This window comes from Xanthomonas prunicola (assembly GCF_025266575.1).
Taxonomy (GTDB): Bacteria; Pseudomonadota; Gammaproteobacteria; order Xanthomonadales; family Xanthomonadaceae; genus Xanthomonas; species Xanthomonas prunicola.
Genome location: NZ_CP096142.1, coordinates 2,696,348 through 2,720,522 on the forward strand (window position 1 = coordinate 2,696,348; position 24,175 = coordinate 2,720,522).

Genomic DNA, 24,175 nt, shown 5'->3' on the forward strand with positions numbered 1-24,175 from the left:
CGTGTGGTGTCGATCGTCTTGCTTGCACGCGTGTTGTGCGTCGCTCGCTGCGTAGTGCAGCGGCAGGCACGCGCCTTCCTCCAGCGGCTTCGGCCGCCCTCTCCCGAGGTGTTTTGCATGCCATCAGTCGTATCGCCCAACCGTTCTGGCGCGCGTTCTGCGCGCACACCGTTCTGGCGCCGTACCGCCGCAGGCCTGTGCATGCTTGGGGTAACGTTGTCCGCACCGCTGGCCGCGCAGGACCCGGCGCAGGTCAACACCTTCATCGGCAGCAAGGATGACGGCAATACCTACCCTGGCGCCTCGGCGCCGTTCGGCCTGATCCAGGTCAGTCCGATCGGCGCGCACTACGCCGGCTGGCGCTACGACGACCCCAGCATTCGCGGTTTCGGGCATTCGTTCCTGTCGGGGGCCGGCTGCTGGGAACAGGGTGGCCAGGTGTCGATCCTGCCGGTCACCGGGCGCATCGGCCCCGGCGGCGACTTCGATACCAAAGATGCCAAGGCCTTCGACCAAAAGCGCTATGCCGCGCGTTACACGCACGACGGCCAAGTGGGCCAGGCCGGCTACTACAAGGTGCGGCTCACCGATTACGGCGGCATTGACGCCGAAGCCAGCGCACTCACCCGCGCCGCCACCGAGCGCTACACCTTCGCGCCGGGCGCAGACACCGGCCATGTGTTGGTCAATGTGGCGCAGGCCAACGACCGCCACGTGGTGATCGGCAGCCAGGTGCAGATCGTCGGCGACCGCGTGGTCGAGGGCAAACTCACGACACAGAGCTTCTGCGGCGGCCACGAATACACCACCTGGTTCCGGCTGGAATTCGATCGCCCGTTCACCGCGCATGGCGTGTGGGGCGAAGACGGCGGCGTGCCGGGCGCGCGCCACAGCATGGGCGGCGAACTCAAGCCCAACGGCGCTTGGCTCAGCTTCCCGCTAGGCAAAAACAACAACGCGCGTGCGGTGACCGTGGTCAGCGCTATCTCGCATGTGGATGCCGAAGGCGCCCGCACTAATCTGCGTGCCGATGGCATGCAGGGCGGCACGCTGCTCAGTCTTGAACAGATGCGCCAGCGCGCGCAGCAGACCTGGCGCAGCGAGCTGGCCAGCATGCAATTGGAAGGCGCCAGCAACGACGACCGCCGCGTGGCCTACACCGCGCTGTATCACGCCTTGCTGCAGCCGCTTACCGGCAGCGATGCCGATGGTCGGTATCGCGGCTACGACGATGCGATCCATCGCGCCGACGGCTGGACCTACTACGAGTATTTTTCGCTGTGGGACACCTACCGCTCGCAGAACCAACTGCTCGCCTTGTTGCAACCGACGCGCGCGCGCGACATTGGACGTTCGCTACTGGCGATCCATCAGCAAGGCGGCTGGCTGCCGCGTTGGGGTTACGCCAACTTCGACACCAACATCATGACCGGCGACCCGGTCACCCCGTTCCTGGTGGATCTGTGGCGCTTCGGTGCGCTGCAAGGCAACGAGGCGGAGGCGTATGCAGCGCTACGCCAAAACGCGTTCGACCAGCCGCCGATCAATGCGCGCCACGCCGGGCGCTCGGGCAATGCCAACTATCTGGCCAATGGCTTCGTCCAGTACGACCGCGCATTTCCTTCCAAGGGCATGGACGTGGACCCGCACCAGGGCGGCTCGGCCACCCTGGAATATGCATTGGCCGATTGCGCACTCGCACAGATGGCACACGCACTGGGCCACAGCGACGACAGCGCGCAGCTGCGCAAACGCGGGGGCAACTGGCACCGTGTGTGGGATGCGGATGTGCGCGATGCCGAGACCGGATTTGCTGGCTTCCCGCGCCCGCGGCTGGAAGACGGCGGCTGGTATGCGCCCTCCGACGACCACTACAGCCCACGCTCGGAGCACGGCTTCCACGAAGGCACGGCCTGGCAGTACCAGTGGCTGGTGCAGCAGGACATCCCCGGCATGCTGCAGGCCATGCACGGCAGCGAACAAACCGGCAAACGCCTGGACACCTTCTTCGCCTACGACGATTTGCTCAAGGACCCGCTCAATGGCGCACGCACGCACTGGGTGGTTGGCCCTTACAGCTATTACAACCAGTACCGCTACAACCCCAACAACGAACCGGATCTGCACGCACCGTGGATGTACACGCTGATCGGCCAACCGTGGAAGACCGCCACCGTGGTGCGCGCCGCGCAACAGTTGTTCACTAACGCACCCAATGGGGTGACCGGCAACGACGACCTCGGCACCATGTCGGCCTGGTATCTGTTCAGTGCCTTGGGCTTGTATCCGGCGGTGCCGGGCAGCGGTGAATTCCTGCTGCATGCGCCGCGTTTCAAGCGGGTCACGCTCAATTTGGGCAACGGCAAACGCCTGCGCATCGATGCCCCCGGCGCCGATGGCCGCGCGCTGCAGTACGTGGAGGGCGTGCGTTTCAACGGTACACCGCAGCGGCAGGTGTTCCTGGACTGGGCCCGGCTGCAGCAGGGCGGCACGCTGTCGTTCGCACTGACCAAACAGCCCCCGACGCAGGGCTGGGGCACGCAGGCGGACGCACTGCCAACCTCGTTCTGCGCCACGTCTGCAACCGCGCCGTGACCGCAGCAGGCTGAAAACCCTTCTCCCGCGCGCGGGAGAGGGGTTGGGGTTAGGGCACGGGGCGACGCCACGTGGTCAAGGGAGTGGTCAACGCGCGTGTCCGCAGACAGCCGCGCAGCACAGGACTGCTAGCGCCAAGACCTTCCCGTCGATGATTCACTCTTGAAGGCGCGTGGCGACGCGTTCGTCATGGTTGGCACTGAAAGATATCTGAGGCGCCCCTCATCCGCCCCGCGGGCCCCTTCTCCGGGTGGGAGAAGGGACTAACCAACCTTCGCCAGCCGGCTGTTGCGCCGCCCATACGCCAGGTACACCACCACGCCCAGCGCATTCCACAGCAGGAACCAGACCTGCGTCTTGCTCGGCAAACTCCAGAACAGGTACAGGCAGCCCAGGATCGCCACCGGTCCCACGACCCACGCCAGCGGCGTGCGGAAGGCGCGCGCACGGCCGGGTTCGCGCACGCGCAGCACCAACAGGCAGGCAGCCACCGCGGTGAATGCGGCCAGCGTGCCGGCGTTGGCCAATGCGGCGATCTCGTCGAGCCGCGCCACACCCGCCAGCGCCGCCACCAGCACCGCGGTGAACAAGGTGATCGCCACGGGCGTGCCGGTGCGTGCATTGACTTTCGACAAGCCGCGCGGCAACAGCCCATCGCGCGACATCACGAAGAAGATGCGGCTCTGCCCATACAGGAACGCCAGCAGCACGGTCGGCAACGCGATGATCGCCACTGCACCGATCACCAACGCCGCCTTGCCGTGGCCGAGTTCGCGCATGATCAGCGCCAGCGGTTCCGGACTCTTGCCGAACACGGTGAAGCTCATCGCACCCACTGCCGCCAGTGCTACCAGCACGTAAATCAGCGTGCAGCCGATCATCGAGCCGACGATGCCGATCGACAGATCGCGTCCGGGGTTCTTGGTTTCTTCGGCCGCAGTGGAAATCGCATCGAAGCCATAGAACGCGAAGAAGATAATCGCCGCCGCCGCCATCACCCCACGCTCCACGCCGTCCGGGCCCATCGTCTTGGAGAACCCGTACGGCATGAATGGCTGCAGGTTGGCGCTGTTGAAGGTCGGCAACGCAATGGCCACGAACACGCCCAGCGCGATGATCTTCAACACCACCAGCACGGCATTGAGCGTGGCGCTTTCCTTGGTGCCGGCCATCAGCATGCCGGCCACCAGGAAGGTGATCACTACCGCCGGCAGGTTCACGATGCCGCCGGCATGTGGCCCGGCGATCAGTTCATGCGGCAAGCTCACCCCCAACCACTGCAGAAAGCCGACGAAGTAGCCAGACCAGCCCACCGCTACGGTGCTGACGACCAGCGAGTATTCCAGCACCAGGCTCCAGCCCACCACCCAGGCGATGCTCTCGCCCAACGCGGTGTAGCTGTAGGTGTAGGCACTGCCTGCGGCCGGCATCATCGTGGCCATTTCTGCATACGCCAGCGCCGCGCAGGCGCAGACGATGCCGGCGGCCACGAACGACAGCAGCACCGCCGGGCCGGCTTTGTCGGCACCCACGCCAATCAGCGTGTAGATACCGGTACCGACGATGGCGCCGATACCGAGCGCGATCAGATGCGGCCAACTCAGGCTGCGGACCAGTTGCCGGCCAGCCTCGTGCACGGTGACCTGATCGATGGATTTGCGCCTGAGCCAAGACGACATGCGGACCTCGCGGGAATCAAAAGAATGCGCGAGTGTCGCCCAACGCAGCGCAGCAAAGCTATCGGTCCAAGGTCATGCGACGGTCGGGCAGGGCGCACACCGGCACGGCATCAGCTTCGCGCGCTGCGCATCGTGCAACGCCATCGCCGGACACAAGCACTCAGCACACACCGCTGTCTGTGCGACTGCCCAATCGCCGACTTCCGCTCACTCAATCGACGGACGATGCGGTGGACGCGCCTTGCGATAGACCCGCTGCACCGCCCAGGCACCGGCAAGCCCGACCACGCCGGCAGCAATGTGGCTCCAGTCGCGCACCCTCGGTGCTGCGCCATTGGCCTCATGGCCCCACAGGTTGAACCGCAGCAGCACCAGCGCGGCGACACCCAGGCCGAGCCAGAACCATAGCCGGGTTCCGCCGATCGTATAGATCACAAACGGCAACGCGGCGCCGATCAAAAAAATGCACCGGGAAAAAATACACCGTGCCGTAGGGCCGCATCAGGTACCAGACGATCGCCGCGAAGGCGCCCAGAAAAGCGAACAGGCCCAGCGCCAACAGACGGCCTTGATGCGTGGCCGTGGTCATCGGCAAGCCTCGCAACAGCAAACCCTCACCCTACGCACGCGCAGGTCACGCCGAGGCCACTGCAGTGCGAGCGTGCTGCAGGCCTCTACTGCGTTGTCTGGTTCGCTTCGTAATGGCGTTATGCGCAGCGTTACGCGGCGGTGCAACCGTGGCGCTGGAACCCGGCGCGTTTTTTCAACTGTGCGTGGTACGCCGTCACCGCAGGCAATGTCGTCTGCGCGATCGGGCTGGCCATCCAGCGTTGCGTCGACAGGCCCAGCACGATATCGGCCAAGGTGAAGTCCGCCCCGAGAACAAACGGACCGTCGCGTTGCAGTGGTGCATCAAGGATCGCCATGTGCCGGTTCCACTGCTCCACGCTCGCCGCAATCGCTTGCGGATCGGTATGCACCGCACTGCCGCGCACGGTCGCCATGAAGGCGTAGCGCCAGGCGGTATTGAGTTCGGTGGCCTGCCAATCCATCCATTGTTCGACCAGTGCACGCGCGGCGAGTGCGGCTGGCAGCAGATCGTGGCGTTGGCTGCGTGCGGCCAGCTAACGGCAGATCGTGTTCGACTCCCACAGCACCAACTCGCCATCGCGCGCCACCGGCACCAGCGCATTGGGATTGAGTGCGCGAAATTCCGGCGTCTGCACCGATGCAAAGCCGCTGCCATATGCGTGCAGCGCGTCGTCCAGCGCCAGCTCGTCGCACAACCACAGCACCTTGCGCACGTTGATCGACGTCGGCTTTCCGTAGATCTCCAGCATGTGTTCTTCCTTGCTACGCGTGATGGTGCCCACTCGGCGATGGTGGCGCGTCCTGCGTGCAACGCCAGAGGCTTGATGCGGCGAACGCAGCCGTATGCGTCGAGGTACGCTGCGCTGAGCAGCAGAGCGCGTATTGCATTCTCACCGCTGCAATCGTACGCCGCTACAACGCGATCTTGCCGGCGTAAGCATCGCGCACGCGCTGGCTGATGTAGGTGCTCAAACCGCGCCCCGTCGTGGCAAGCCGCTGCATGGTCGCCACGACGTCGGCACCCGTGCTGTCGGCGGTATACACGTACGTCTGGCCGCTGCGAAAACGCACCGCGATGGCGTCATCGGCCAGCGCGTAAGCCACCACGCCGGAGCAGCCGTCGCGATTGGCATAGCGCTGCATGCGGCCGGAGCTGGATGAGGTCATACCGGCAGGCTAGAGCCGCCGTCGTGATGGGTACTTCAACGAACGCGGCATTAGCGCATGCAGCAGCGGCGGAGCAAGCCATGCGGAATCCAAACCCGTGTGCACCTGGCTGGCGTAGCGGTGCAGACAGGCGCAATGCAGCGCAAACGCAGGCAGCAAGAGAACAGCCTGTGAGGTGAGCGCGGCAGAGGGCGCAACGCATCCGCTCAACACGTCGACCAACGCGACGCGACGCACCAAAGAAGTCCTGCGAATTGACCACGGCTTCCCGTCAACCGGATCACTCCACATCCACCCCATCGGCCCGCACCGGATACAACGCTGTCAGCGCCTGGCAGCGTTGTGCAAAAAGCGCATGCAGTTGCCGGATCGCCGGTGAAAACTGCTTGCGATGCGGGCACACCAGATGCAGCGGCAGGCGGTCGCCACACTCGGGAAGCAGCACCTCCAGCCCCCCGGCCTGCACGTCGGCGCAGACATCCAGCCACGACTTGTAGGCAATGCCTTCGCCGGCCACCGCCCAGCGCCGCACCACATCGGCGTCGTCGCACAGCATCGCGCCGCGCACCGGCACGACGTGGCGACGGCCTTCCAGTTCGAATTGCCAGCGGTCGTAGGCGCGCCCGGCCAGCACATACAGCAGGCAGGCATGCCCGCGCAGCGCATCCAACGTGGCGGGCCGCCCATGGCGCTGCAGGTACGCCGGCGCGGCCACCAGCACGCGGCGGTTGTCCGGTGCCAGCGGCAACGCCACATGGTCCGCATCGTCGATGCGCCCGAGCCGGAATGCCACATCCACCGGCGCGCGATACAGGTCGGCCACCTGATCGGACAAATGCAGCCGCAAGGTCAATTTCGGATGCGCGGCGCGGAATTCGGTCAGCCACGGCAGCAGCACGTTGCGGCCCAGGTCCGACGGCGCCGTCACCTGCAGCAAGCCCTGCAGCGCACTGTCATGGCCACGCACATGCTCGCGTCCGTCGCGCAGCAGCTCCAGTATCTGGCGCGCGTACGGCAGGTACTGCTCGCCCTCGGCGGTCAGCCGCAGGCTGCGTGTGGACCGAGCGAACAGGCGCAGATCCAGCGCGCGCTCCAGCCGCGCCACCGCTGCGCTGGCCTGACCAGGCAACAGGTCGGCCTCGCGCGCGGCACTGGAAAAACTGCCGAGCGCCGCGGTACGCACGAACAGCGCCAGGTCATCGAAGCGGACCATTTTCACTCCAATTGTGAAAGTGCTTGCGCAGTTTGCCGGTGTTTCTGTGAATGCAGGTGGCCGACCATGCAGCTCCCTCCCGCACGACGTCCCGCCATGAAAGCGATTGCCTATCCGCAACACGGCCTACCCATCGACGACCCGCGCGCGCTGGTCGAACTCGAGCTGCCGCTGCCCACCCCCGGCCCGCGCGACCTGCGCGTGCGCATCCACGCCGTCTCGGTCAATCCGGTCGACACCAAGGTGCGCAGCAACGCCGCGGTGGACGCCCCGCGCGTACTCGGTTGGGACGCCAGCGGGGTGGTCGATGCGGTCGGCGAGGCGGTCAGCCTGTTCCGGCCCGGCGATGCGGTGTACTACGCTGGCGCGCTGACCCGCCCGGGCACCAATGCCGAGTACCACCTGGTCGACGAGCGCCTGGTCGGGCGCAAGCCGGCCACGCTCGATGACGCTGCGGCCGCCGCGTTGCCGCTGACCGCCATCACCGCCTGGGAACTGTTGTTCGACCGGCTCGGCATTGCCGAAGGCGGCGGCCAAGGCCAGGCGCTGCTGGTCGTGGGTGCGGCCGGTGGCGTCGGCTCGATCCTGGTGCAGCTGGCGCGCACGCTGACCAAGCTGACCGTCATCGGTACCGCCTCGCGCCCGGATACCCAGGATTGGGTGCACGCACTCGGCGCGCATCACGTGATCGACCACAGCCAGCCGCTCAGCGAAGGCCTGCAGCGGATCGGCATCGCGCAGGTGCAGCACGTCGCCAGCCTCACCCACACCGACCAGCACTTCGCCCAACTGGTCGAGGTGCTTGCCCCGCAAGGCCAGCTGGCCTTGATCGACGACCCGGCCACGCTGGACGCGCTGCCACTCAAGCGTAAGAGCCTGTCGCTGCACTGGGAGCTGATGTTCACCCGCTCCCTGTTCGAGACCGACGACATGATCGCCCAGCACCATCTGCTCAATCGCGTCGCCGAGCTGGTGGATACCGGCGTGCTGCGGACCACCCTTGGCGAGCACTACGGCCGCATCACCGCCGACAACCTGCGCCGCGCCCACGCCGCGCTGCAATCGCACCGCACCCGCGGCAAGCTGGTACTGGAAGGCTTCTGACCGCAGACGCCTTAAGCACGACAGCGGTCTGTCATGGCCGCTGTCGCGCTGCCCCCTCCTGCAGCGCCGCCGCGCGATCGCCGCTGGTCACGATACGCGACGCAGCTGTTGCGACAGGCACCGCTACACTGCGCGTATGTCATCCCAATCCCTGATCCTTCTCGGGCTGCTTGTCGTAGTCCTCGTGTTGCAGCTGCTCGCACTGCTGCGACGTCCGTCCACCACCGCACTGGAGCATGCGCTGCGCGCCGAGCAACGCGACGGCCGCGGCGAACTGCGCGAGCAACTCGAAGGCCTGGCGCGGCAGCAGGACGCGCGCCTGGAAACCTTCGCACGCAACCTCACCGAGCTGTCCACGCGGACCGACCAACGCCTGGACCTGCTGCGCGACGCGCTCGGCGAAGACGCCCGCAAGGCGCGCGAAGAAAGTGGCCTTGCGCAACAGCGCACCGGCGAACTGCTGACCCTGCGGCTCACCGAACTGCGCACCCAACTCGAAGGTTTCGGTCAGCAACAGGAAACCCGCATCCACGTGTTCGGCCAGCAATTGACCGAACTCATTGCGCGCACCGACACGCACATGGCCGCACTGCGCGAAGCGCTGGCCGAAGACTCCCGCAAGGGCCGCCAGGAAGCCGGGCAATCGCAACAGCGCTTCACCGAAGCGCTGGGCCAGCGTTTGAACGAACTCACCCAGCGCAACGAACTGCGCATCGGCGAAATGCGCGCCACGCTCGAGCAGCAGCTGGCCAGCCTGCAGAGCGACAACGCCAGCAAGCTCGAATTGATGCGCGCTACGGTCGACGAAAAACTCCAGACCACGCTCAACACGCGTCTGGATGCCTCCTTCAAGCTGGTGTCCGAGCGGCTGGAACAGGTACAGCGCGGACTGGGCGAAATGCAGCAGTTGGCCACCGGCGTGGGCGACCTCAAGCGCGTGCTCACCAACGTCAAGGACCGTGGCGGCTGGGGCGAAGTGCAGCTGGACAACATCCTCGAGCAGACACTGACGATGGAGCAGTACGCACGCAGCGTGCGGGTGAAACCCGACAGCGCCGAAGCGGTGGATTTCGCGATCCGCCTGCCCGGGCGCGGCGACGACACGGTGGTGTGGCTGCCGGTCGATGCCAAGTTCCCGCGCGAAGACTACGAGCGCCTGATCGACGCGCAGGAAAAGGGCGACCTGGATGCGATCAAGAACTCGACCGCGCAGCTGGAACGCGCCATCCGCATCCAGGCCAAATCGATCAGCGACAAGTACGTCTGCCCGCCGCACACCACCGACTTCGCGGTGATGTTTTTGCCGACCGAAGGCCTGTATGCCGAAGTGATCCGGCGCGCCGGCCTGGTCGATCTGCTGCAGCGCGAGCATCGCGTGGTGCTGGCTGGCCCGACCACGTTTACCGCCTTGCTCAACAGCCTGCAGATGGGCTTCCGCACGCTGGCGATCGAGAAGCGCTCCAGCGAGGTCTGGCAGGTGCTGGGCGCGGTAAAGAGCGAGTTCGGCAAGTTCGCCGGCATTCTGGAGAAGGCCGAGCGGCAGATCAGCACGGTCGGCAAGAGCCTGGGCGAAGCCAGCCGCAAGACCCGCACCATCGAACGCCGCCTGCGCGGCGTGGAAACCCTGGCCGGCGAGCAATCGCAGGCACTGCTGGACGATGGCAGCGACGAAGGCATTGCAAGTTCACCGGACGACGGCGGCGACGAGCACGAATAAGGCAGCGGAGCGAGATCGGACAGGCCGCCGAACTGCGGTCGAAAACGGACACATTCGGAAGAGCGCATTTGGACGCGATGGGTTTACCGGTCGGGCGTCGCGCAGAGGTCCGCGCTTGCGAAGGGCAATGCGCTGCGCGGCTAGCGGCATGACCCAGCGCGATCATGACTGCCGCCGCGATAAGGCACCCTTGGGTGCGATGGGCATGACCCGACGTCCATCTCGCGCCCGCATTCCAGGCGCAGCCGGACCGCGTTACCAACCCCGCCCACACCACGCAGACACGGATGTCGCGATGCTTGTCATCACGTTCCGAGGGAGTCTTGCCATGTCCAGTCGTTGGATCTACACCTGCGTCTGCGCGCTGCTGCTGGCCGCCTGCAGCAATGCGCCAACCGCCTCTTCCGCTGCGCCGGCCGCTCAGGCGCCTGCCGCACAAGCGAGCGCCGACGCCACAGCCTGCACCGCGAAAGGTGGCCAACTGCGCCCGGTCGGCCGCATGCAGATTCCGCGCTGCATCGTGCCGTATGCCGATGCCGGCAAGACCTGCACCGACAACGCGGACTGCAGCGGCGACTGCCTGGCCACCAGCATTGTGCCAACCGGCACCGCGACCACCGGAACCTGTCAGCGCGACAGCGATCGCTTCGGTTGCCGCCAGGAGGTGGTCGGCGGCAAGGGCCAAGCAGCGTTGTGCATCGACTGATGTCTGCGTGAGGCGGGCGATTCGATCCGGCGCCTCGAACACGCAGTGCGCCAGCACCAGCGCCAACTAACACGCAATACCATCGACATCGCAGACCCAGCGATGTCGATTCGCCGCGCTGTCGCGCTGCGTCGACGGCTTCGACCATGGGGCCCAGCCAATCGGCATCCAGATGCGAACGCGCGTGCAGGCCGTCGAGCACTTCTTGGACACGCAGCGATACATCCAAGCGTTCAACCGGCTGCGGGGCGACAGACCGATCCGTGTGCACGTAGCGCTGCCATAACGGCGACCACGCGTGACTCAGATGTCGGTATCGCACTCGCTTGTGCGCGGGCTATGCTCGGCGTTCTCTACGGATATCAGGATGCACGCATGAGCCAGACGCTGTACGACATTCCCGTGATCCGCATCGAAGGCGAGCCGGCCACCTTGGCCGACTACCGCGGCAAGGTGTTGCTGCTGGTCAACGTGGCCTCCAAGTGCGGCCTGACCCCGCAGTACGAAGGGCTGGAAGCGCTGTATCGCGACAAGCGCGCGCAGGGCCTGGAAGTGCTGGCGTTTCCGGCCAATGACTTCAACGGCCAGGAGCCGGGGAGCGAAGCGGAGATCGCGCAGTTCTGCCAGCTCACCTACGACGTCACCTTCCCGATGTTTGCCAAGATCGCGGTCACCGGCGACCAGGCGCACCCGCTGTATCAGACACTGACCAGTACGCATCCGCACATCACCGGCGACGGCCCGATGCGCGAAAAACTCGCTGGCTACGGCATCGCCCCCAACCCTGCGCCCGGCGTGCTGTGGAACTTCGAAAAATTTCTGATCGGCCGCGACGGCAAGATCATCGACCGCTTCGCCCCGGACATTCCCGCCGACGATGCGCGCCTGCGTCAGGCGGTCGATGCGGCGTTGGCGGCCCACGCATAGAGCCCGGTCGGCATTGCAATGTCGCGTAACGTGCTTGTAAGGCGCCAGAGACCAGGAAATGACCTTCAATCACTTCGTCAGCTCTTCAATGCTTGCGTTTTAGCTGAGTGGCTGTTCGCATACGCCTGGCATGGCGTCCAAGTCCGACGGCGTCCAAGTCCGAAGGCGGTCGATGCGGCGTTGGCGGCCCACGCATAGAGCCCGGTCGGCATTGCAATGTCGCGTAACGTGCTTGTAAGGCGCCAGAGACCAGGAAATGACCTTCAATCACTTCGTCAGCTCTTCAATGCTTGCGTTTTAGCTGAGTGGCTGTTCGCATACGCCTGGCATGGCGTCCAAGTCCGACGGCGTCCAAGTCCGACGCGCAGGCCGAGCGTTACATCATCGACTGTTCTCGAGACTGGGCCGAGTCCGTCGTTACAGAAGATCGGTCAAAGCGCAGGATCTACTTTGCCGACGACTTCATCGGTACTGACACCAAGGGCCGCAGATACGATAAATCCCAGGTCACGCGCGAGACTGGTCCTGCCAAGCAGATCATTTCCAACACACTCGACCAGGTAAGCGTCAAGTTCTTCGGCGATACCGCGATCGCTCACGGGAGTGAAACATGGACCCGTAAAGACGGCTCTACGGGCCGATATGTCTGGACCGATATCTGGGTCAAGCGGAGTGGTCAGTGGCAAATCATCACTGCGCAAGATGCGGCGGCACCGGTGCTGGTGCCGCCTCGCGACGACGGCACCTAGCAGTGCTGTCACACCGAGGCGTTTTGCAACACTGCGCAATGCAGGCGTTCGAAGCGACGCTCCAACGTTTCTGCCTCATGGCCCACAACGTAAAAGCCCGGGATCGCTCCCGGGCTTTTACGTGCATCACTCACCACATCCGACCGGTCAACGCACCCAGCTCGGGATCGGCATCGCGTTACCCGGCACGGTGTTGTCCTTGTCCTCGCGCAGGTAGTCCGGCAGCTCGTTGTTCTTTTCACTGTGGCTGCGCAGATCGCGGGTGATCTGGTAATTGCGGCGCTGCATCCACGCATCGCGGGTCAGCGCGTATTCGTCTGGCGCCTGGTCGCGCAGCGAATCCAGCGACATCAGCTGCGCGCGCGTGTCCACCAGCTGCAGGCCCTGCAGTGCGAAGCGCGTACCGCCGTCGTCCACCTGGCGAACCCACGACAGCGGAATATCGCCAGCCAGCCCGAAGGTGTCGCGGACGGTGCGCGGCCCGAACAGCGGCAGCTCGAAGTAGCGCGAGTTGCGCCAGCCCCACGCGCCCAGCGTCTGACCGAAGTCTTCGCTGCGCCGCGGGATGCCGGCCGCCGAAGCGGGGTCGAACAGACCCGCCACACCCAGTGTGGTGTTCATCACGAAGCGGCCCAGCGACTGCACCGCATAGACCGGGTGACCCTGCAGCAGCTGATTGACCATGGTCAGCGGCGTGCCGAGGTTGTCGAAGAAGTTGGTCACACCCAAACGGGCCGGGCTCGGCACCACCTTGGTGTAGGCCGTCGCCAGCGGACGCGCCACGCCACGGTCTACTGCCATGTTGAAGCGGTGCATGCCGCGGTTGTAGCGCTCCCACGGGTCGTAGGCCGGCGCCGCGCCCGGCTGTGCCGGTGCGCCGTTGGCACCTGCTTGCGGGGTGGTCGAACCATACAACGCATCGAAGTCGCTTTCGGCATCGGTCGGCGCGCCTGCAGCGGCGGTGTCGGTGCCCGCAGCGGCCTGCTGATCGGCAGGAGCAGCAGCGCCGGCCGGCAATGCGTCGGGGGCGGCCATGCCGGCGGCGGCCGGCTGCGCGGTCACCCCGGCGTCGTCGCGTGCCGGGGCATCGGCAACTGGCGCGATGGCGGTACCGCCCGAGGGCGGTGCGGATTTGGGCGCTTGGCTGGCGCAGGCACCAAGCACCAGGCAGGCCAACAACGGAAGAGAACGGAACTGGGTCATGGGGTGGCGCTCAGGCCTGAAAATCAAGAGTGGGGGACAACCGGTAGGCAGCGCGCAATTCGTCCAGACCGGACGCCTCGCCCACTACCGCGCCACTGCCGGTTTGGCGCAACCGGGCAGCCAGTTCGGCCAGCATTGCAACGCCGGCACTGTCCAGACGTTGTACACCCGCCAGGTCCAGCGTGCGCGCGCCATCCAGCTGCGCGATCGCCTGCGCCCAGGCCGCGGTGACCGCGGCACGGTCGAGCACGCCGGTGATGATCAGCGTGTCGCCCGTGCGTTGCACGGTATTAGTTGCCATTGGCCGGTGCCGCACCGACCTGCAGGTTGCCGCTCCGCAGCTCCGCAGCCACCTTGGCGATGCCCTTCTCGCGCAGTGGGCCGTCAAACTGGGTCTTGAAGGTCTGCACGTAGGAGATACCTTCGATCATCACGTCGAAGATCTTCCACTGGCCGCCGGTATTGCGCATCAGGTAATCGACCGGGGTCGGATCGTTGCCGGCGCGCAGCAGGTCGGTGGAAACCTTGACGCCGCGGTTGCCCGGCAGCGCGCTTTCGGACTTGGCGCGGAAGGTCGGCTTGCCTTCGAAGTTGAGCAACGCGGTGCCGTAACGCTGCATCAGGTTGTCGGCCAGTGCATCGGCAAACAGCTTGACGTCGGCATCGGACGCGCCGCGACCATGCACGCCCAGCACCAGGCGGGCCGAGTAGTCGCGGTCGAAGGCCTTGTTCAATTCGCCATTGATGAACTGACGCAGCGCCGCCGGGTTGCTACGGAACTCGGCACGGCGTTGGTCCAGCGTGCTCAGGATGCGGGTGCTGCTGTCGATGACGGTCTTGGTCGCTGCGCCCTGCGTCGGCGCGCTGGCAGCTGCCGGCTGCGCCAGCACGGTGGCCGGTGCGCACACCAGCAGGGTCGAGGCCAGGACAGCGGAAAGCAGGGTGGTTTTCATTGGTGTGGTTCCGTAGAGGGAGGAGCGGTCTGGGCCGGCGCGGGGGCCTGGCCATTGGTGGCGGCCGGCGGCATTGCTGCCGCTCCCGCCACCACTGAACATGTATTTGCCGACTAGCTGCAGCAGATCCACTGCCGGCTGGGTGAAGCCAATTTCGTCGCCCGGCTTGAGGGTGTCCGGGTCGCCGCCCGGCTGCAGCCCGATATAACTCTCACCGAGCAAGCCGCTGGTGAAGATGCCGGCCGAGGTGTCGGCGGGCAGATCCTTGTATTTGGTATCCAGCGACAAGGTCACGATCGAATCGAACTTGGTCGGGTCCAGGCTGATCTCCGACACCTTGCCGATGGTCACCCCGCCGATCTTCACCGGTGCCTGCGCGCGCAGCTGGCCGATCTGGCTGAAGCGGGCGGTCAGCGTGTACTGGCTGGAGCCAAAGCCCCAACGCTGGTTGGTCGACGCCACCGCCAGCACCAGCAGCGAGGCCAGGGTCAGCAGCAAAAAGGCACCGACGGCGAATTCGAGTCGTGGTCCACGCATGGCCATAGTTATTCCACTCACCTAAACAACATTGCAGAAAGGACGAAGTTGAACATCAGCACCAGCAGCGATGCATTCACCACCGCGCGGGTGGTGGCGATCGAGGTGCCTTCGATGGTCGGTTCGGCATGGAAGCCCACATAGGCGGCCACCAGCGCGGCGGTACCGCCGAAGATCGCCGACTTGAGCATCGCCACGCCAAAGTCGTCCCAGACGTCCACGCTGTTGCTCAGCCCGGACCAGAACGTGCCGTTGTCGATGCCCAGCACATGCACGGCTTCGAAGTAGCCACCGGTGATTGCCAGCGAGCAGAACACGCCGGTCAGCAACGGCACTGTCAGCACTGCCGCCCAGAAGCGCGGCGCCACGGCCTTGGCGACCGGGTCGATGGCCATCAGCTCCAGCGCCTTGATCTGGTCGGTGGCGCGCATCAAGCCGAGCTCGGCGGCGATCGAACTGCCGGCGCGGCCGATGAACAACAACGCGGTCAGCACCGGCGCTAGTTCGCGGTACAGCGACAAGCCCAACAGTGTGGACAGCGCGTCCGACGCACCGTAGGTGGTGAGCGTGCGATAGCCCTGCAAGGTCAGCACCAGGCCGACGAAGGCGCCGCCCACGGCGATGATCGGCAACGAGCGCGCACCGACCTTGTAGATCTCGCGCACCAGCTCGGCGATGAAGTCGCGCGTGGGCAATGAGCCGCGCAGTACCGTGAGCGAAAACAGGCCGGCGCGGCCGAAGGCACGAATGGAATCGGCGAAGGCCATCAGGCAGCACTCCGGTCGCGGCGGGGGGCGGCATCGAAGGCGATCGGACCGTCCGGCTGGCCATGCAGGAACTGCTGCACCAGCGGGTCGGTGCTGTCTTGCAACTGCGCAGGCGTGCCGGCGAACACGATGCCGCCATTGGCAATCACCACCGCCTGGTCGCAGATCGGCAGCGTCTCGTGCACATGGTGGCTGACGATGATGCTGGTTAGCCCCAGGCTGTCGTTGAGGCGCTGGATCAGGCTCATGATCACGCCCGAGGCGATCGGGTCCAAGCCGGTGAGGGGTTCGTCGTAGATCATCAGCGGCGGATCCAGCGCCAGCGCGCGCGCCAGTGCAACACGCCGCGCCATGCCGCCGGACAACTCGCGCGGCCACGCATCGGCCGCAGCCAGCAGGCCCACTGCATGCAATTTCATCTGTACCAGCCGCTGCAGCACCGGAGCCGGCAGACGGGTGTGGGTGCGCAACGGAAGCGCGACGTTGTCGGCCACGCTCAGGTCGGTCAGCAGGCCATTGCCCTGCAACAGCACACCGACGTTACGGCGCATCTCCAGCAGCGCGCGGCTACCGGTGGGAATTGCATTACCGAACAACGTGACCGTGCCGGCCACCGGGCGCAGTTCGCCGGTCAGCGCCGCCAGCATGGTGGACTTGCCGCTACCGGACGGACCGAGCACGGCCGTAATGCTGCCGCGTGGCACATCCAGCGAGACATCGCGCAGGATCGTGCGCCCGCCGCGATCGATGCGGACACCGGACAACTGCACGACAGGGGAAGCGGAAGCCGTCATCGGTGCCTTTAACAAAATTCCAACGCGATAGAGTAGCCCGCGCACCGCTGAACATAACCAGACTGGCGCGTGCAGTATTGTCGCATTGCGCAGCCTTGAGCAACGTGCGTCTCAGTACGTTTCTGCGCAACACTGCATGCCGTGCCACATGCTGTTCTCACCGGTTGTGACTGCCCTGCGGCATCATGCACGTATGACGCCAGCGCCCGATTTCCGTCTTTATCCATCCAACGCGCTGGATACCTTGGCTGCCCTGCTCGCGCAGGAGTTGCGCCGGCCGGTGCCCGGGCAGCCGGTGTTGCAGCCGGAGGTGGTGCTGATTCCGCAGGTGGCGATGCGGCGCTGGTTGCAGTCCACGCTGGCGGCCGAGCACGGTGTTGCGGCGAATCTGGAGTTTCTCACCCCAGGCGAATTCGTCGCGCGCGCGCTGGAGCGCAATCTCGGCGCGGCCGACGACGATCTGGACATGGCCACCATGCAGTGGCGTTTGTACGCTGCGCTGCAGGCCGACCTGGGCAGCGATGCGGCACTGGCGCCGCTGGCCGGGTACCTGGCCGATGGCGATGCGCTCAAGCCGTGGGCGCTGGCCGGCGAGTTGGGCAATGTGTTCGAAAAGTATCAGGCATGGCGACGCGACTGGTTGCTGCGTTGGGAAGGTGGTGCCGAGCCGGACGACCCGCAAGCCCGGCTGTGGCGCAGCATCGCTACCGGCCGGCAATACCGTGCGCGGCGCATCGGCCAATATCTGGATCGCTACGCGCGCGCCGATGGGCCGTTGCCGCAGGGCCTGCCCAAGCGCGTGTTCGCGTTCGCCATCCTCAATATTTCGCCCGACGTGCTGCGCGTGCTGGCCACGCAAGCGCGCGTGGGCACGCTGCACTTCTATCTGCCCACGCCCACGCAAGGTTACTGGGGCGATCTGCAGACCTTGTGGCAGCGCCGACGCGAAGACGGTGCCGTGCAGCTGTTCGCCGAGCAGGTGCAGGAGAATCCGTTGCTGCAGGCCTGGGGCGCGGCCGGGCGCGATTTCATGGCGCTGGTGGGCGACTACGAGGTCGTGCATCCGCTGGCCGAAATTGCGGCCTATGCCGATCCGCTCGACTCCGGCCGTCGCACGTTGGCCGATGGCGGGCTGGGCGACAGCCTGTTGCGGCACATGCAGAGCGATCTGTTCCATCGCCGCGCGCCTGCAGTTCCGGCGTTGTTGCCGGCGGTGAACCTGCATGACCCCAGCCTGCAGGTCCACGCCTGCCACACGCGACTGCGCGAGTTGCAGGTGTTGCACGACCAACTGCGTGCGCTGCTCGACGACGCGCGCTTCGACCCGCCACTGCAGCCGCGCGAGATTGCGGTGCTGTCGCCCAATATCGACCCGTACGTGCCGTATCTGGATGCGGTGTTCGGCAGTCACGGCAACGACGATGCGCTGCCCTATGCGTTGGCCGATGCCAGCCCGCTGGCGAGCGAGCCGCTGGCCGAGGTGTTTCTGACGCTGCTCGGCTTGCCGATTGCACGTTTCGGTTTGCATGAAATTCTCGACCTGCTGGCCAGCGCGCCAATCGCCGAAGCGGCCGGCTTGGACGACGCCGGGCTGGAACGCCTGCGCAGCTGGCTGCACGCAGCCGGTGCGCGCTGGGGCCTGGATGCGGCGCATCGGCGGCAGCATCAGGCACCGGGCGACGATGCCTACACCTGGCGTTTCGCGCTGGACCGCCTGTTGCTTGGCCACGCCAGCGGTGCCGACGACGACATCGATGGGGTAGCACCGTGGCCGCAGCTGGAAGGCAGCGCGCTGGCCGCGCTCGATACCTTGGTGCGGCTGCTGCGCGTGCTCGAACGGCATCAAGCGGTGCTGGCCGAAGCGATGACGCCGGTGGAGTGGCGCGAGCGTTTGCTTGGCTTGCTGGAATCCTTGATTCCGGCCACGCCCACCGCGCCGCGTGCGCAGCGCGCGCTGGATCGCTTGCGCACGCTGATCGATCAATTCGCCCGCGATGCAGTCCGCGCCGAGTACGCAGGCAAGGTGCCGGCCGAGGTGGTGCGTGCACATTTCGCTGCGGTGCTGGGCGAGTCGGACACGCGCGCGCCGCTGCTCACCGGCGGTATCAGTTTTGGGCGCATGGTGCCGATGCGCTTGCTGCCGTTCCGCGTGATCTGCCTGCTCGGCATGAACGACGGCGACTTCCCGCGCCGCGACCCGGCTGCCGGACTCAATCGCCTGACCGCCGAACTGGGCACGGACCGTCGCCGGCATGGCGACCGTTCCACGCGCGAGGACGACCGCTTCCTGTTCCTGCAGTTGTTCGCTTCTGCACAGGACGTGTTTTATGTCAGCTATCTGGGTGCCGATGCGCGCGATGGCAGCGTGCGCGAACCGTCGGTGCTGGTCAGCGAATTGCTGGCAAGCGCCGCGCACTACCACGCTGCCAGTAACGCACTCGACACGCTGGTGGTGCGCCACCCGTTGCAGCCATTCGCCGCTGCTGCGTTCGGTGCGCTGGGCGAGGAGAGCGACGACGGCGCCGACCCACGCCGTTTCAGTTATCGCCGGCAGTGGCGCCCGGCGGTGGACAGCCTGGTCGGCCAGCGGCAGCCGCTGGCGCCGTGGATAGCCGGTGCATTGCCGGCCGACGAGATTGCGTTGCCGGCCAGCGTGTCCATCGACACGTTGCGCCGGCTGTTTGCCGACCCGGCCGGGCAGTTCCTGCGCCATCGCCTGGGCATGCGTCTACCCGATCCGGCCGGCGAAGACAGCGATCTGGAACCGTTGCTCGCACCGACGCGCGGGCTGGATCAATACGGGTTGCAGCAGCAGGTATTCGAAGCCGCATTGGCCGGCGACACCGAGCGCCTGTACGAGCGCCTGCGTGCCCGCGCGCTGCTGCCGTCCGGCCCGTTGGGGAGGCGCCAGCTCGACGAACGCGTGGCGCAATTGCGCCCGTATGCCGACGCATTCCGGCAGTGGTGTGGCGAGTCGCCGGCCGAGTCACGCCGGCTGCAGGTGCAGATCGGCGATATCGAACTGCACGGCCGTGTGCCGGGCTGGTATGCAGGCGGAGTGGGGCGCGTGCATGTCGGCGCGCTCAGCGGCCGCAGTGCTATTCGTGATGGCCTGGAATGGTTGTTGCTGCGGGCCGCCGGCGAGCATGCGCCGTACGTGCGTTTCTTCGAACACGACGACGGCCTGGGTCCGCATCCCATCGATGCGCAGCCGCTGTCGCAACCGCAGGCGCACACCGCATTGGCCGAATTGCTGCAGCTGTATTTCCACGGCTTGCAGGCGCCGCTGGCGTTCGCGCCGTACAGCAGCTGGAAATACCACCAGGCTGCGCGCGACGACGATCTGGACAAGGCCATCAAGGAGGCTGCCGGGCAGTGGCAATCGGGCTTCGGCTGGAGCGAATCGCACAGCCCGGAGCTGCGCCTGGTCAACCGCGGCCGCGACCCGTTCGCCGATGCGCAGCGCTTCGCCGAGTTCGCCATCACCAGCCATCGCGTGTACGACTTGCTCGAGCGCGGCAACGCCGACGCCACGCTGGAGACGGAGCGTGTGATCGAGAGCTGGCGCCACTGGCACGGCGCGCAGGAAGACGCCGAATGAGCGCCAGCCCTGTCACCGACCCGTACCTGCACCTGCCGCTGCATGGCGTGCGCCTGATCGAAGCCAGCGCCGGCACCGGCAAGACCTTCACCCTGGCCACGCTGTTCACCCGGCTGGTGGTCGAACGCGGCCTGCGCATCGGCCAGATCCTCGCGGTTACCTTCACCGAGGCCGCCACCCAGGAATTGCGCCGCCGCATCCGCGAGCGCCTGGTGCTGGCCGCAACCCTGGTTCCAGATGCCTCGCCCGCGACCGAACTACTCGCAACGCAGGCACCCAACGTTCCACCGGCTTCTGTCGGAGCGGCCCCGGCCGCGACCGACCACGCCGACGACCCGTCGCGGCCAGGGCCGTTCCTGCAGGAAGCGCCCGACATCCTGCTGAGCCGCGCCATCCTCGCCACCCATCTGGCCACCGGCACCGAAACCCCCGCGGCCCTGCGCCGCCGCCTGCAGCAGGCGGTGGAAGAAATCGACCTGGCCGCGGTGTTCACCATCCACGGCTTCTGCGCGCGCGTGCTGCGCGAACACGCGCTGGAAAGCGGCCAGGCGTTCGCCGCGCCGGAACTGCTCGCCAACGACCGCGAATTGCTCGGCGAAGTTGCGTCCGATCTGTGGCGCCAACGTGCGGCCGATGCGGCGATGGCCGAAGACCTCATCGCGCTGTGGTCGGGCGGCCCGGAGGCATTGGCCAGCGATCTGCGCGCCTTGGTGCGGCATCCAACGCTAGTGCCGGCGGTGACGAGGACTACCGACGATTCGGCCGCGTTGTTGCAGGCCGTGCACGCTGCAGCCACCGCATTGGCCACCGCATTCCAGGCGCAGGGCACCGCGTTTTTCGACGCCATCATGTCGGCTATCGATGGCGGCATCCTGAGCAAGGTCAGCTACAAACCCGAGTGGCTGGCATCGCTGTGGCACTGGTTCGAGAGCTTCGCTGCCGCGCCATCGTTCAACACCGCGCCGCATCCCAAGTTGCTCAAGTTGACCGCTGCGGAACTGGCCGCCGGCACCAACAAGAAGTTTGTCGACCGCACGCCAAGCTCGCCGATGAGCCACCAGATCGATGGCTATCTCGCTGCGTTGGCGCGTGTCGAGCAATGGCGCAGCCATCGCCGCATCGCCCTGCTGCATGCCCTACGCGACGATGCCATCGCACGGCTGGCGCTGCTCAAGCGGCAACGCCGCGTGCAGACCTACGACGATCTGGTGGATGGCGTCGCACATGCACTGCAAGGCCCGCAAGCCGAGGTCTTGGTACAGCGTCTGCGTGCGCAATACGCCATTGCGCTGGTGGACGAATTCCAGGACACCGACGACCGCCAGTGGGCGATTTTTTCCAACGTGTTCGGCGAAGGTCCGCTCGCGCAAGCGGCCGGTCTGGAAGCGGCGCTGTTTCTGATCGGCGACCCCAAGCAGGCCATCTACGGCTTTCGTGGTGGCGACGTGCGCACCTATCTGGCCGCCGCAGTCACCGCCGAACTCGCCCCGCCGCTGAGCCACAACTTCCGCTCGCGCCCCGGCGTGCTGGCGGCCATCGACGCGCTGTATGCCCAGGCCGGCTATAGCGATGCCTTCCTCACCGACGGCATCGCCTTCCACCCGGTGCAGCCCGGCACCAAGCGCGTAGATGCCGACCTGCAACGCGACGGCGCCACTGCGCCGGCGTTGACGCTGTGGCGCGCGCCGGAACCGCCGCCGCCACCTGCCGCGGCAGCGGCAAAAACCAAGCAAGCAGGCAAGCCCAAACCCTGGAGCGCCGGCCGCGCGCGCGAGTTGGCCACTGCGGCCTGTGTCGCCGCGATCCGCGGCTGGTTGGCCGGTGGCCGCGATGGCACGGCCACCATCAATGCGCGCCCGGTGCAGGCCGGCGATATCGCCGTGCTGGTGCGCAGTCATGGCGAGGCCACGCGCATGCAACAGGCGCTCGGCGCGGTGGGCATCCCGGCGGTGGCGGCCGGCAAGCAGAGCCTGTTCGCCACCGACGAAGCGCTGGAACTGCTCGCCCTGCTGCAGGCCTTGCTCGACCCGGGCGACGACAGCCGCCTGCGCGCCGCATTGGCCACGGTGTTGATCGGCGAAGACGCCACCGCCATCGCCGCACTGGCACGCGACGGTGAGCGTCATCGCCGCTGGCAGCAACAGGCGCTGGACTGGCGCGAACGCTGGCAGCGCGGTGGTCCGCTGGCCTTGATCGGCGATCTCGGCGCCACGCACGGGCAACGCCTGCTCGCGCTGGTCGACGGCGAGCGCCGCCTCACCAATTACCTGCAACTGGCCGAACTGCTGCAGGAAGCCGATGCCCGCGCGCTCGGTCCGCATGGCCTGGTCGACTGGCTATCGCGGCGCATCGCCAATGCCGACGACAACGACGAAGCCCAGCAATTGCGGCTGGAATCGGACGCGCGCCGCGTGCAGATCGTCACCCTGCACAAGAGCAAGGGCCTGGAATATCCGCTGGTGTTTTTGCCATACATCGGCATCGGCCGCGGCGACAAGGGCGCCGGCCGTCATTGCGTGGTGCATGCGCCGGAGCTCGGCCGCCAACTGCACTGGAACGTGTCCAAATGGAGCCGCGACAAGGACGACCCCACCTGGAGCGCCGCCGAAGCGGCCTGGAAGCAGGAACAACGCGCCGAAGACGCACGCCTGCTCTACGTCGGCCTGACCCGCGCCGAGCACGCGCTGTGGATCGCCAGCGGCAGCTTCCACCAGCACGAGCGCACCGCCTTGTCGGGCATGCTGCGCGCGCTCGATGCGCTGCAGGGCGCGGCGGGCGAGGGCGCGGTGGTGGTCGACACATCCACCCCGCCGGCCAACCTGCCGCGCCTGCCGCCACCGATCGAGGCGCAGGTGCCGGCCGCACGCAATCCGCAGCGACACATCGCACCCGAGTGGTGGGTCTACAGCTTCACCCAGCTGGCCAATGCCGATGCCGGCGCGGCCACCGATCCGATGGCCAGCGCCACCGTCGTCGGCAGCGGCGGCAGTGACGAACCGTCCGGCAGCGAGGCGGTGGCGGTTGCCGCGGCCATCGAGGCAGAACCGTTCGACCCGCGCTTTGCCGGCAACCGCTTCGGCGTGGTGATGCACGACGTGTTCGAGCGTTGCGACTTCGCCGCCTGGCACGCGTGGCAGCCCGGCCAACCCGCGCCCGACGGCCAGGCCGCCCCCATTCTCGAGGCCCTGCAACGCGGCGGTTACGCCCAGGACGAACTCGACGACGGCCTGCGCATGCTCACCGCATTGATCGGCCACACCCTCACCGTGGCATTGCCCGAAGGCACTCGCCTGGCCGACGTCCCCGAACCGCAGCGCCGCAACGAAATGGAATTCCACTTCGCCATGCGGCCCACCCGCGTCGATGCGCTGCTGGCGTTGCTGCATCGGTTTGGTGTGGTCGGCGACCGCCAGGCTTTCGGCGCGCGCCACCGCCTGGAAGGCCTGATGACCGGCTTGATCGACCTGACCTACACCGTCGACGGCCGCTGGTACGTGCTCGACTACAAATCCAACCGCCTGCCCAGCTACGACGCCGACGCCCTGATCCGCGCCATGGCGCACAGCGAGTACGAACTGCAGGCGCTGATCTATACCGTGGCCCTGCACCGCTGGCTGCGCTTCCGGCTGGGCGATGCCGCCGACGGTGGCAGCTACGACTACACCCGCGACTTCGGCGGCGTGCGTTACCTGTTCTGCCGCGGCCTGGACGCGGCGGCCTCTACCGACCCCGGCCCCCCGGCCCCCGGCGTCCACGCCTGGCGCTTCGACCCGGCCCTGGTCGACGCCCTGGACGCCTTGTTCGCCGGCAGCATCCCGCAGCCGACATCCAGCAACCCAGGCACGCCCAATGTCCACTAGCGCACAACCCCT

Annotated in this window: 15 protein-coding genes and 4 pseudogenes; 8 read left to right on the top strand and 11 right to left on the bottom strand. The window is 66.6% G+C overall.

Annotated elements, in window-relative coordinates; all coding sequences use genetic code 11:
- Positions 1–117 precede the first annotated feature (117 nt).
- On the top strand, positions 118–2,595 hold the full coding sequence (locus M0D43_RS11520; RefSeq protein WP_252164733.1) for a GH92 family glycosyl hydrolase: 2,478 nt from the start codon (positions 118–120) through the stop codon (positions 2,593–2,595).
- A gap of 263 nt (positions 2,596–2,858) precedes the next feature.
- Here the strand turns inward: M0D43_RS11520 and M0D43_RS11525 are convergent, their stop codons facing one another.
- The 5 genes and pseudogenes from M0D43_RS11525 to M0D43_RS11545 form a co-directional block, all read right to left on the bottom strand.
- Complete coding sequence (locus tag M0D43_RS11525; protein WP_252164734.1) at positions 2,859–4,274, bottom strand: amino acid permease; 1,416 nt, start codon at positions 4,272–4,274, stop codon at positions 2,859–2,861.
- 207 nt (positions 4,275–4,481) lie between these two features.
- Positions 4,482–4,863 (bottom strand): annotated as a pseudogene (locus M0D43_RS11530) (hypothetical protein).
- A gap of 130 nt (positions 4,864–4,993) precedes the next feature.
- Positions 4,994–5,614: pseudogene (locus M0D43_RS11535) on the bottom strand (glutathione S-transferase).
- Between the two features lie 163 nt (positions 5,615–5,777).
- Positions 5,778–6,008 carry a hypothetical protein gene (locus M0D43_RS11540; protein WP_252165033.1) on the bottom strand — a complete coding sequence of 77 codons (231 nt, stop codon included), beginning with the start codon at positions 6,006–6,008 and terminating at the stop codon, positions 5,778–5,780.
- 304 nt (positions 6,009–6,312) lie between these two features.
- Complete coding sequence (locus M0D43_RS11545; protein WP_260807205.1) at positions 6,313–7,245, bottom strand: LysR family transcriptional regulator; 933 nt, start codon at positions 7,243–7,245, stop codon at positions 6,313–6,315.
- A 96-nt stretch (positions 7,246–7,341) separates the two neighbouring features.
- Between M0D43_RS11545 and M0D43_RS11550 the strand changes: the two genes are divergently transcribed.
- The 5 genes and pseudogenes from M0D43_RS11550 (at position 7,342) to M0D43_RS11570 (ending at position 12,448) form a co-directional block, all read left to right on the top strand.
- Entirely contained in the window at positions 7,342–8,349 is a 1,008-nt protein-coding gene (locus M0D43_RS11550; RefSeq protein WP_252164735.1) for a zinc-binding alcohol dehydrogenase family protein, read from the top strand.
- A gap of 136 nt (positions 8,350–8,485) precedes the next feature.
- Entirely contained in the window at positions 8,486–10,066 is a 1,581-nt protein-coding gene (locus tag M0D43_RS11555; RefSeq protein ID WP_252164736.1) for a DNA recombination protein RmuC, read from the top strand.
- A 328-nt stretch (positions 10,067–10,394) separates the two neighbouring features.
- Positions 10,395–10,772: a hypothetical protein gene (locus M0D43_RS11560; RefSeq protein ID WP_252164737.1), complete on the top strand. Its 378-nt coding sequence runs from the start codon at positions 10,395–10,397 to the stop codon at positions 10,770–10,772.
- Positions 10,773–11,147: 375 nt separating this feature from the next.
- A complete protein-coding gene (locus M0D43_RS11565; RefSeq protein ID WP_252164738.1) occupies positions 11,148–11,699 on the top strand; it encodes a glutathione peroxidase in 552 nt (183 codons plus the stop codon).
- A gap of 301 nt (positions 11,700–12,000) precedes the next feature.
- Positions 12,001–12,448 (top strand): annotated as a pseudogene (locus M0D43_RS11570) (nuclear transport factor 2 family protein).
- A 147-nt stretch (positions 12,449–12,595) separates the two neighbouring features.
- On the opposite strand, the gene M0D43_RS11575 reads toward M0D43_RS11570, so the two are convergent.
- From M0D43_RS11575 to M0D43_RS11600, 6 genes and pseudogenes are all read right to left on the bottom strand, one after another.
- Positions 12,596–13,651: an MlaA family lipoprotein gene (locus M0D43_RS11575; RefSeq protein ID WP_260807206.1), complete on the bottom strand. Its 1,056-nt coding sequence runs from the start codon at positions 13,649–13,651 to the stop codon at positions 12,596–12,598.
- A gap of 10 nt (positions 13,652–13,661) precedes the next feature.
- Positions 13,662–13,952, bottom strand: coding sequence for an STAS domain-containing protein (locus M0D43_RS11580; protein WP_252164740.1), 291 nt, complete (start codon positions 13,950–13,952; stop codon positions 13,662–13,664).
- Positions 13,942–14,604, bottom strand: a complete 663-nt coding sequence (locus tag M0D43_RS11585) for an MlaC/ttg2D family ABC transporter substrate-binding protein (protein ID WP_101365133.1) — start codon at positions 14,602–14,604, stop codon at positions 13,942–13,944. The genes M0D43_RS11580 and M0D43_RS11585 overlap by 11 nt, the downstream gene beginning before the upstream one ends.
- Positions 14,601–15,147: pseudogene (gene mlaD, locus M0D43_RS11590) on the bottom strand (outer membrane lipid asymmetry maintenance protein MlaD). The gene M0D43_RS11585 and the pseudogene mlaD overlap by 4 nt, the downstream one beginning before the upstream one ends.
- A gap of 11 nt (positions 15,148–15,158) precedes the next feature.
- Positions 15,159–15,908 carry an MlaE family lipid ABC transporter permease subunit gene (locus M0D43_RS11595; protein ID WP_252164741.1) on the bottom strand — a complete coding sequence of 250 codons (750 nt, stop codon included), beginning with the start codon at positions 15,906–15,908 and terminating at the stop codon, positions 15,159–15,161.
- Positions 15,908–16,702, bottom strand: a complete 795-nt coding sequence (locus tag M0D43_RS11600; RefSeq protein ID WP_252164742.1) for an ABC transporter ATP-binding protein — start codon at positions 16,700–16,702, stop codon at positions 15,908–15,910. Before M0D43_RS11600 ends, M0D43_RS11595 begins: the two co-directional genes overlap by 1 nt.
- A gap of 193 nt (positions 16,703–16,895) precedes the next feature.
- On the opposite strand from M0D43_RS11600, the gene recC reads away from it, so the two are divergent.
- A complete protein-coding gene (gene recC, locus M0D43_RS11605; RefSeq protein ID WP_260807207.1) occupies positions 16,896–20,303 on the top strand; it encodes an exodeoxyribonuclease V subunit gamma in 3,408 nt (1,135 codons plus the stop codon).
- Complete coding sequence (gene recB / locus M0D43_RS11610) at positions 20,300–24,163, top strand: exodeoxyribonuclease V subunit beta (RefSeq protein WP_252164744.1); 3,864 nt, start codon at positions 20,300–20,302, stop codon at positions 24,161–24,163. Before recC ends, recB begins: the two co-directional genes overlap by 4 nt.
- Positions 24,164–24,175: the final 12 nt, after the last annotated feature.

Excerpts from the sequence above, each read along its gene's own strand:
- M0D43_RS11520 (WP_252164733.1), top strand. The coding sequence starts at position 118 with ATGCCATCAGTCGTATCGCCCAACCGTTCTGGCGCGCGTTCTGCGCGC.
- M0D43_RS11525 (WP_252164734.1), bottom strand. The coding sequence starts at position 4,274 with ATGTCGTCTTGGCTCAGGCGCAAATCCATCGATCAGGTCACCGTGCAC.
- M0D43_RS11540 (WP_252165033.1), bottom strand. The coding sequence starts at position 6,008 with ATGCAGCGCTATGCCAATCGCGACGGCTGCTCCGGCGTGGTGGCTTAC.
- M0D43_RS11545 (WP_260807205.1), bottom strand. The coding sequence starts at position 7,245 with ATGGTCCGCTTCGATGACCTGGCGCTGTTCGTGCGTACCGCGGCGCTC.
- M0D43_RS11550 (WP_252164735.1), top strand. The coding sequence starts at position 7,342 with ATGAAAGCGATTGCCTATCCGCAACACGGCCTACCCATCGACGACCCG.
- M0D43_RS11555 (WP_252164736.1), top strand. The coding sequence starts at position 8,486 with ATGTCATCCCAATCCCTGATCCTTCTCGGGCTGCTTGTCGTAGTCCTC.
- M0D43_RS11560 (WP_252164737.1), top strand. The coding sequence starts at position 10,395 with ATGTCCAGTCGTTGGATCTACACCTGCGTCTGCGCGCTGCTGCTGGCC.
- M0D43_RS11565 (WP_252164738.1), top strand. The coding sequence starts at position 11,148 with ATGAGCCAGACGCTGTACGACATTCCCGTGATCCGCATCGAAGGCGAG.
- M0D43_RS11575 (WP_260807206.1), bottom strand. The coding sequence starts at position 13,651 with ATGACCCAGTTCCGTTCTCTTCCGTTGTTGGCCTGCCTGGTGCTTGGT.
- M0D43_RS11580 (WP_252164740.1), bottom strand. The coding sequence starts at position 13,952 with ATGGCAACTAATACCGTGCAACGCACGGGCGACACGCTGATCATCACC.
- M0D43_RS11585 (WP_101365133.1), bottom strand. The coding sequence starts at position 14,604 with ATGAAAACCACCCTGCTTTCCGCTGTCCTGGCCTCGACCCTGCTGGTG.
- M0D43_RS11595 (WP_252164741.1), bottom strand. The coding sequence starts at position 15,908 with ATGGCCTTCGCCGATTCCATTCGTGCCTTCGGCCGCGCCGGCCTGTTT.
- M0D43_RS11600 (WP_252164742.1), bottom strand. The coding sequence starts at position 16,702 with ATGACGGCTTCCGCTTCCCCTGTCGTGCAGTTGTCCGGTGTCCGCATC.
- recC (WP_260807207.1), top strand. The coding sequence starts at position 16,896 with ATGACGCCAGCGCCCGATTTCCGTCTTTATCCATCCAACGCGCTGGAT.
- recB (WP_252164744.1), top strand. The coding sequence starts at position 20,300 with ATGAGCGCCAGCCCTGTCACCGACCCGTACCTGCACCTGCCGCTGCAT.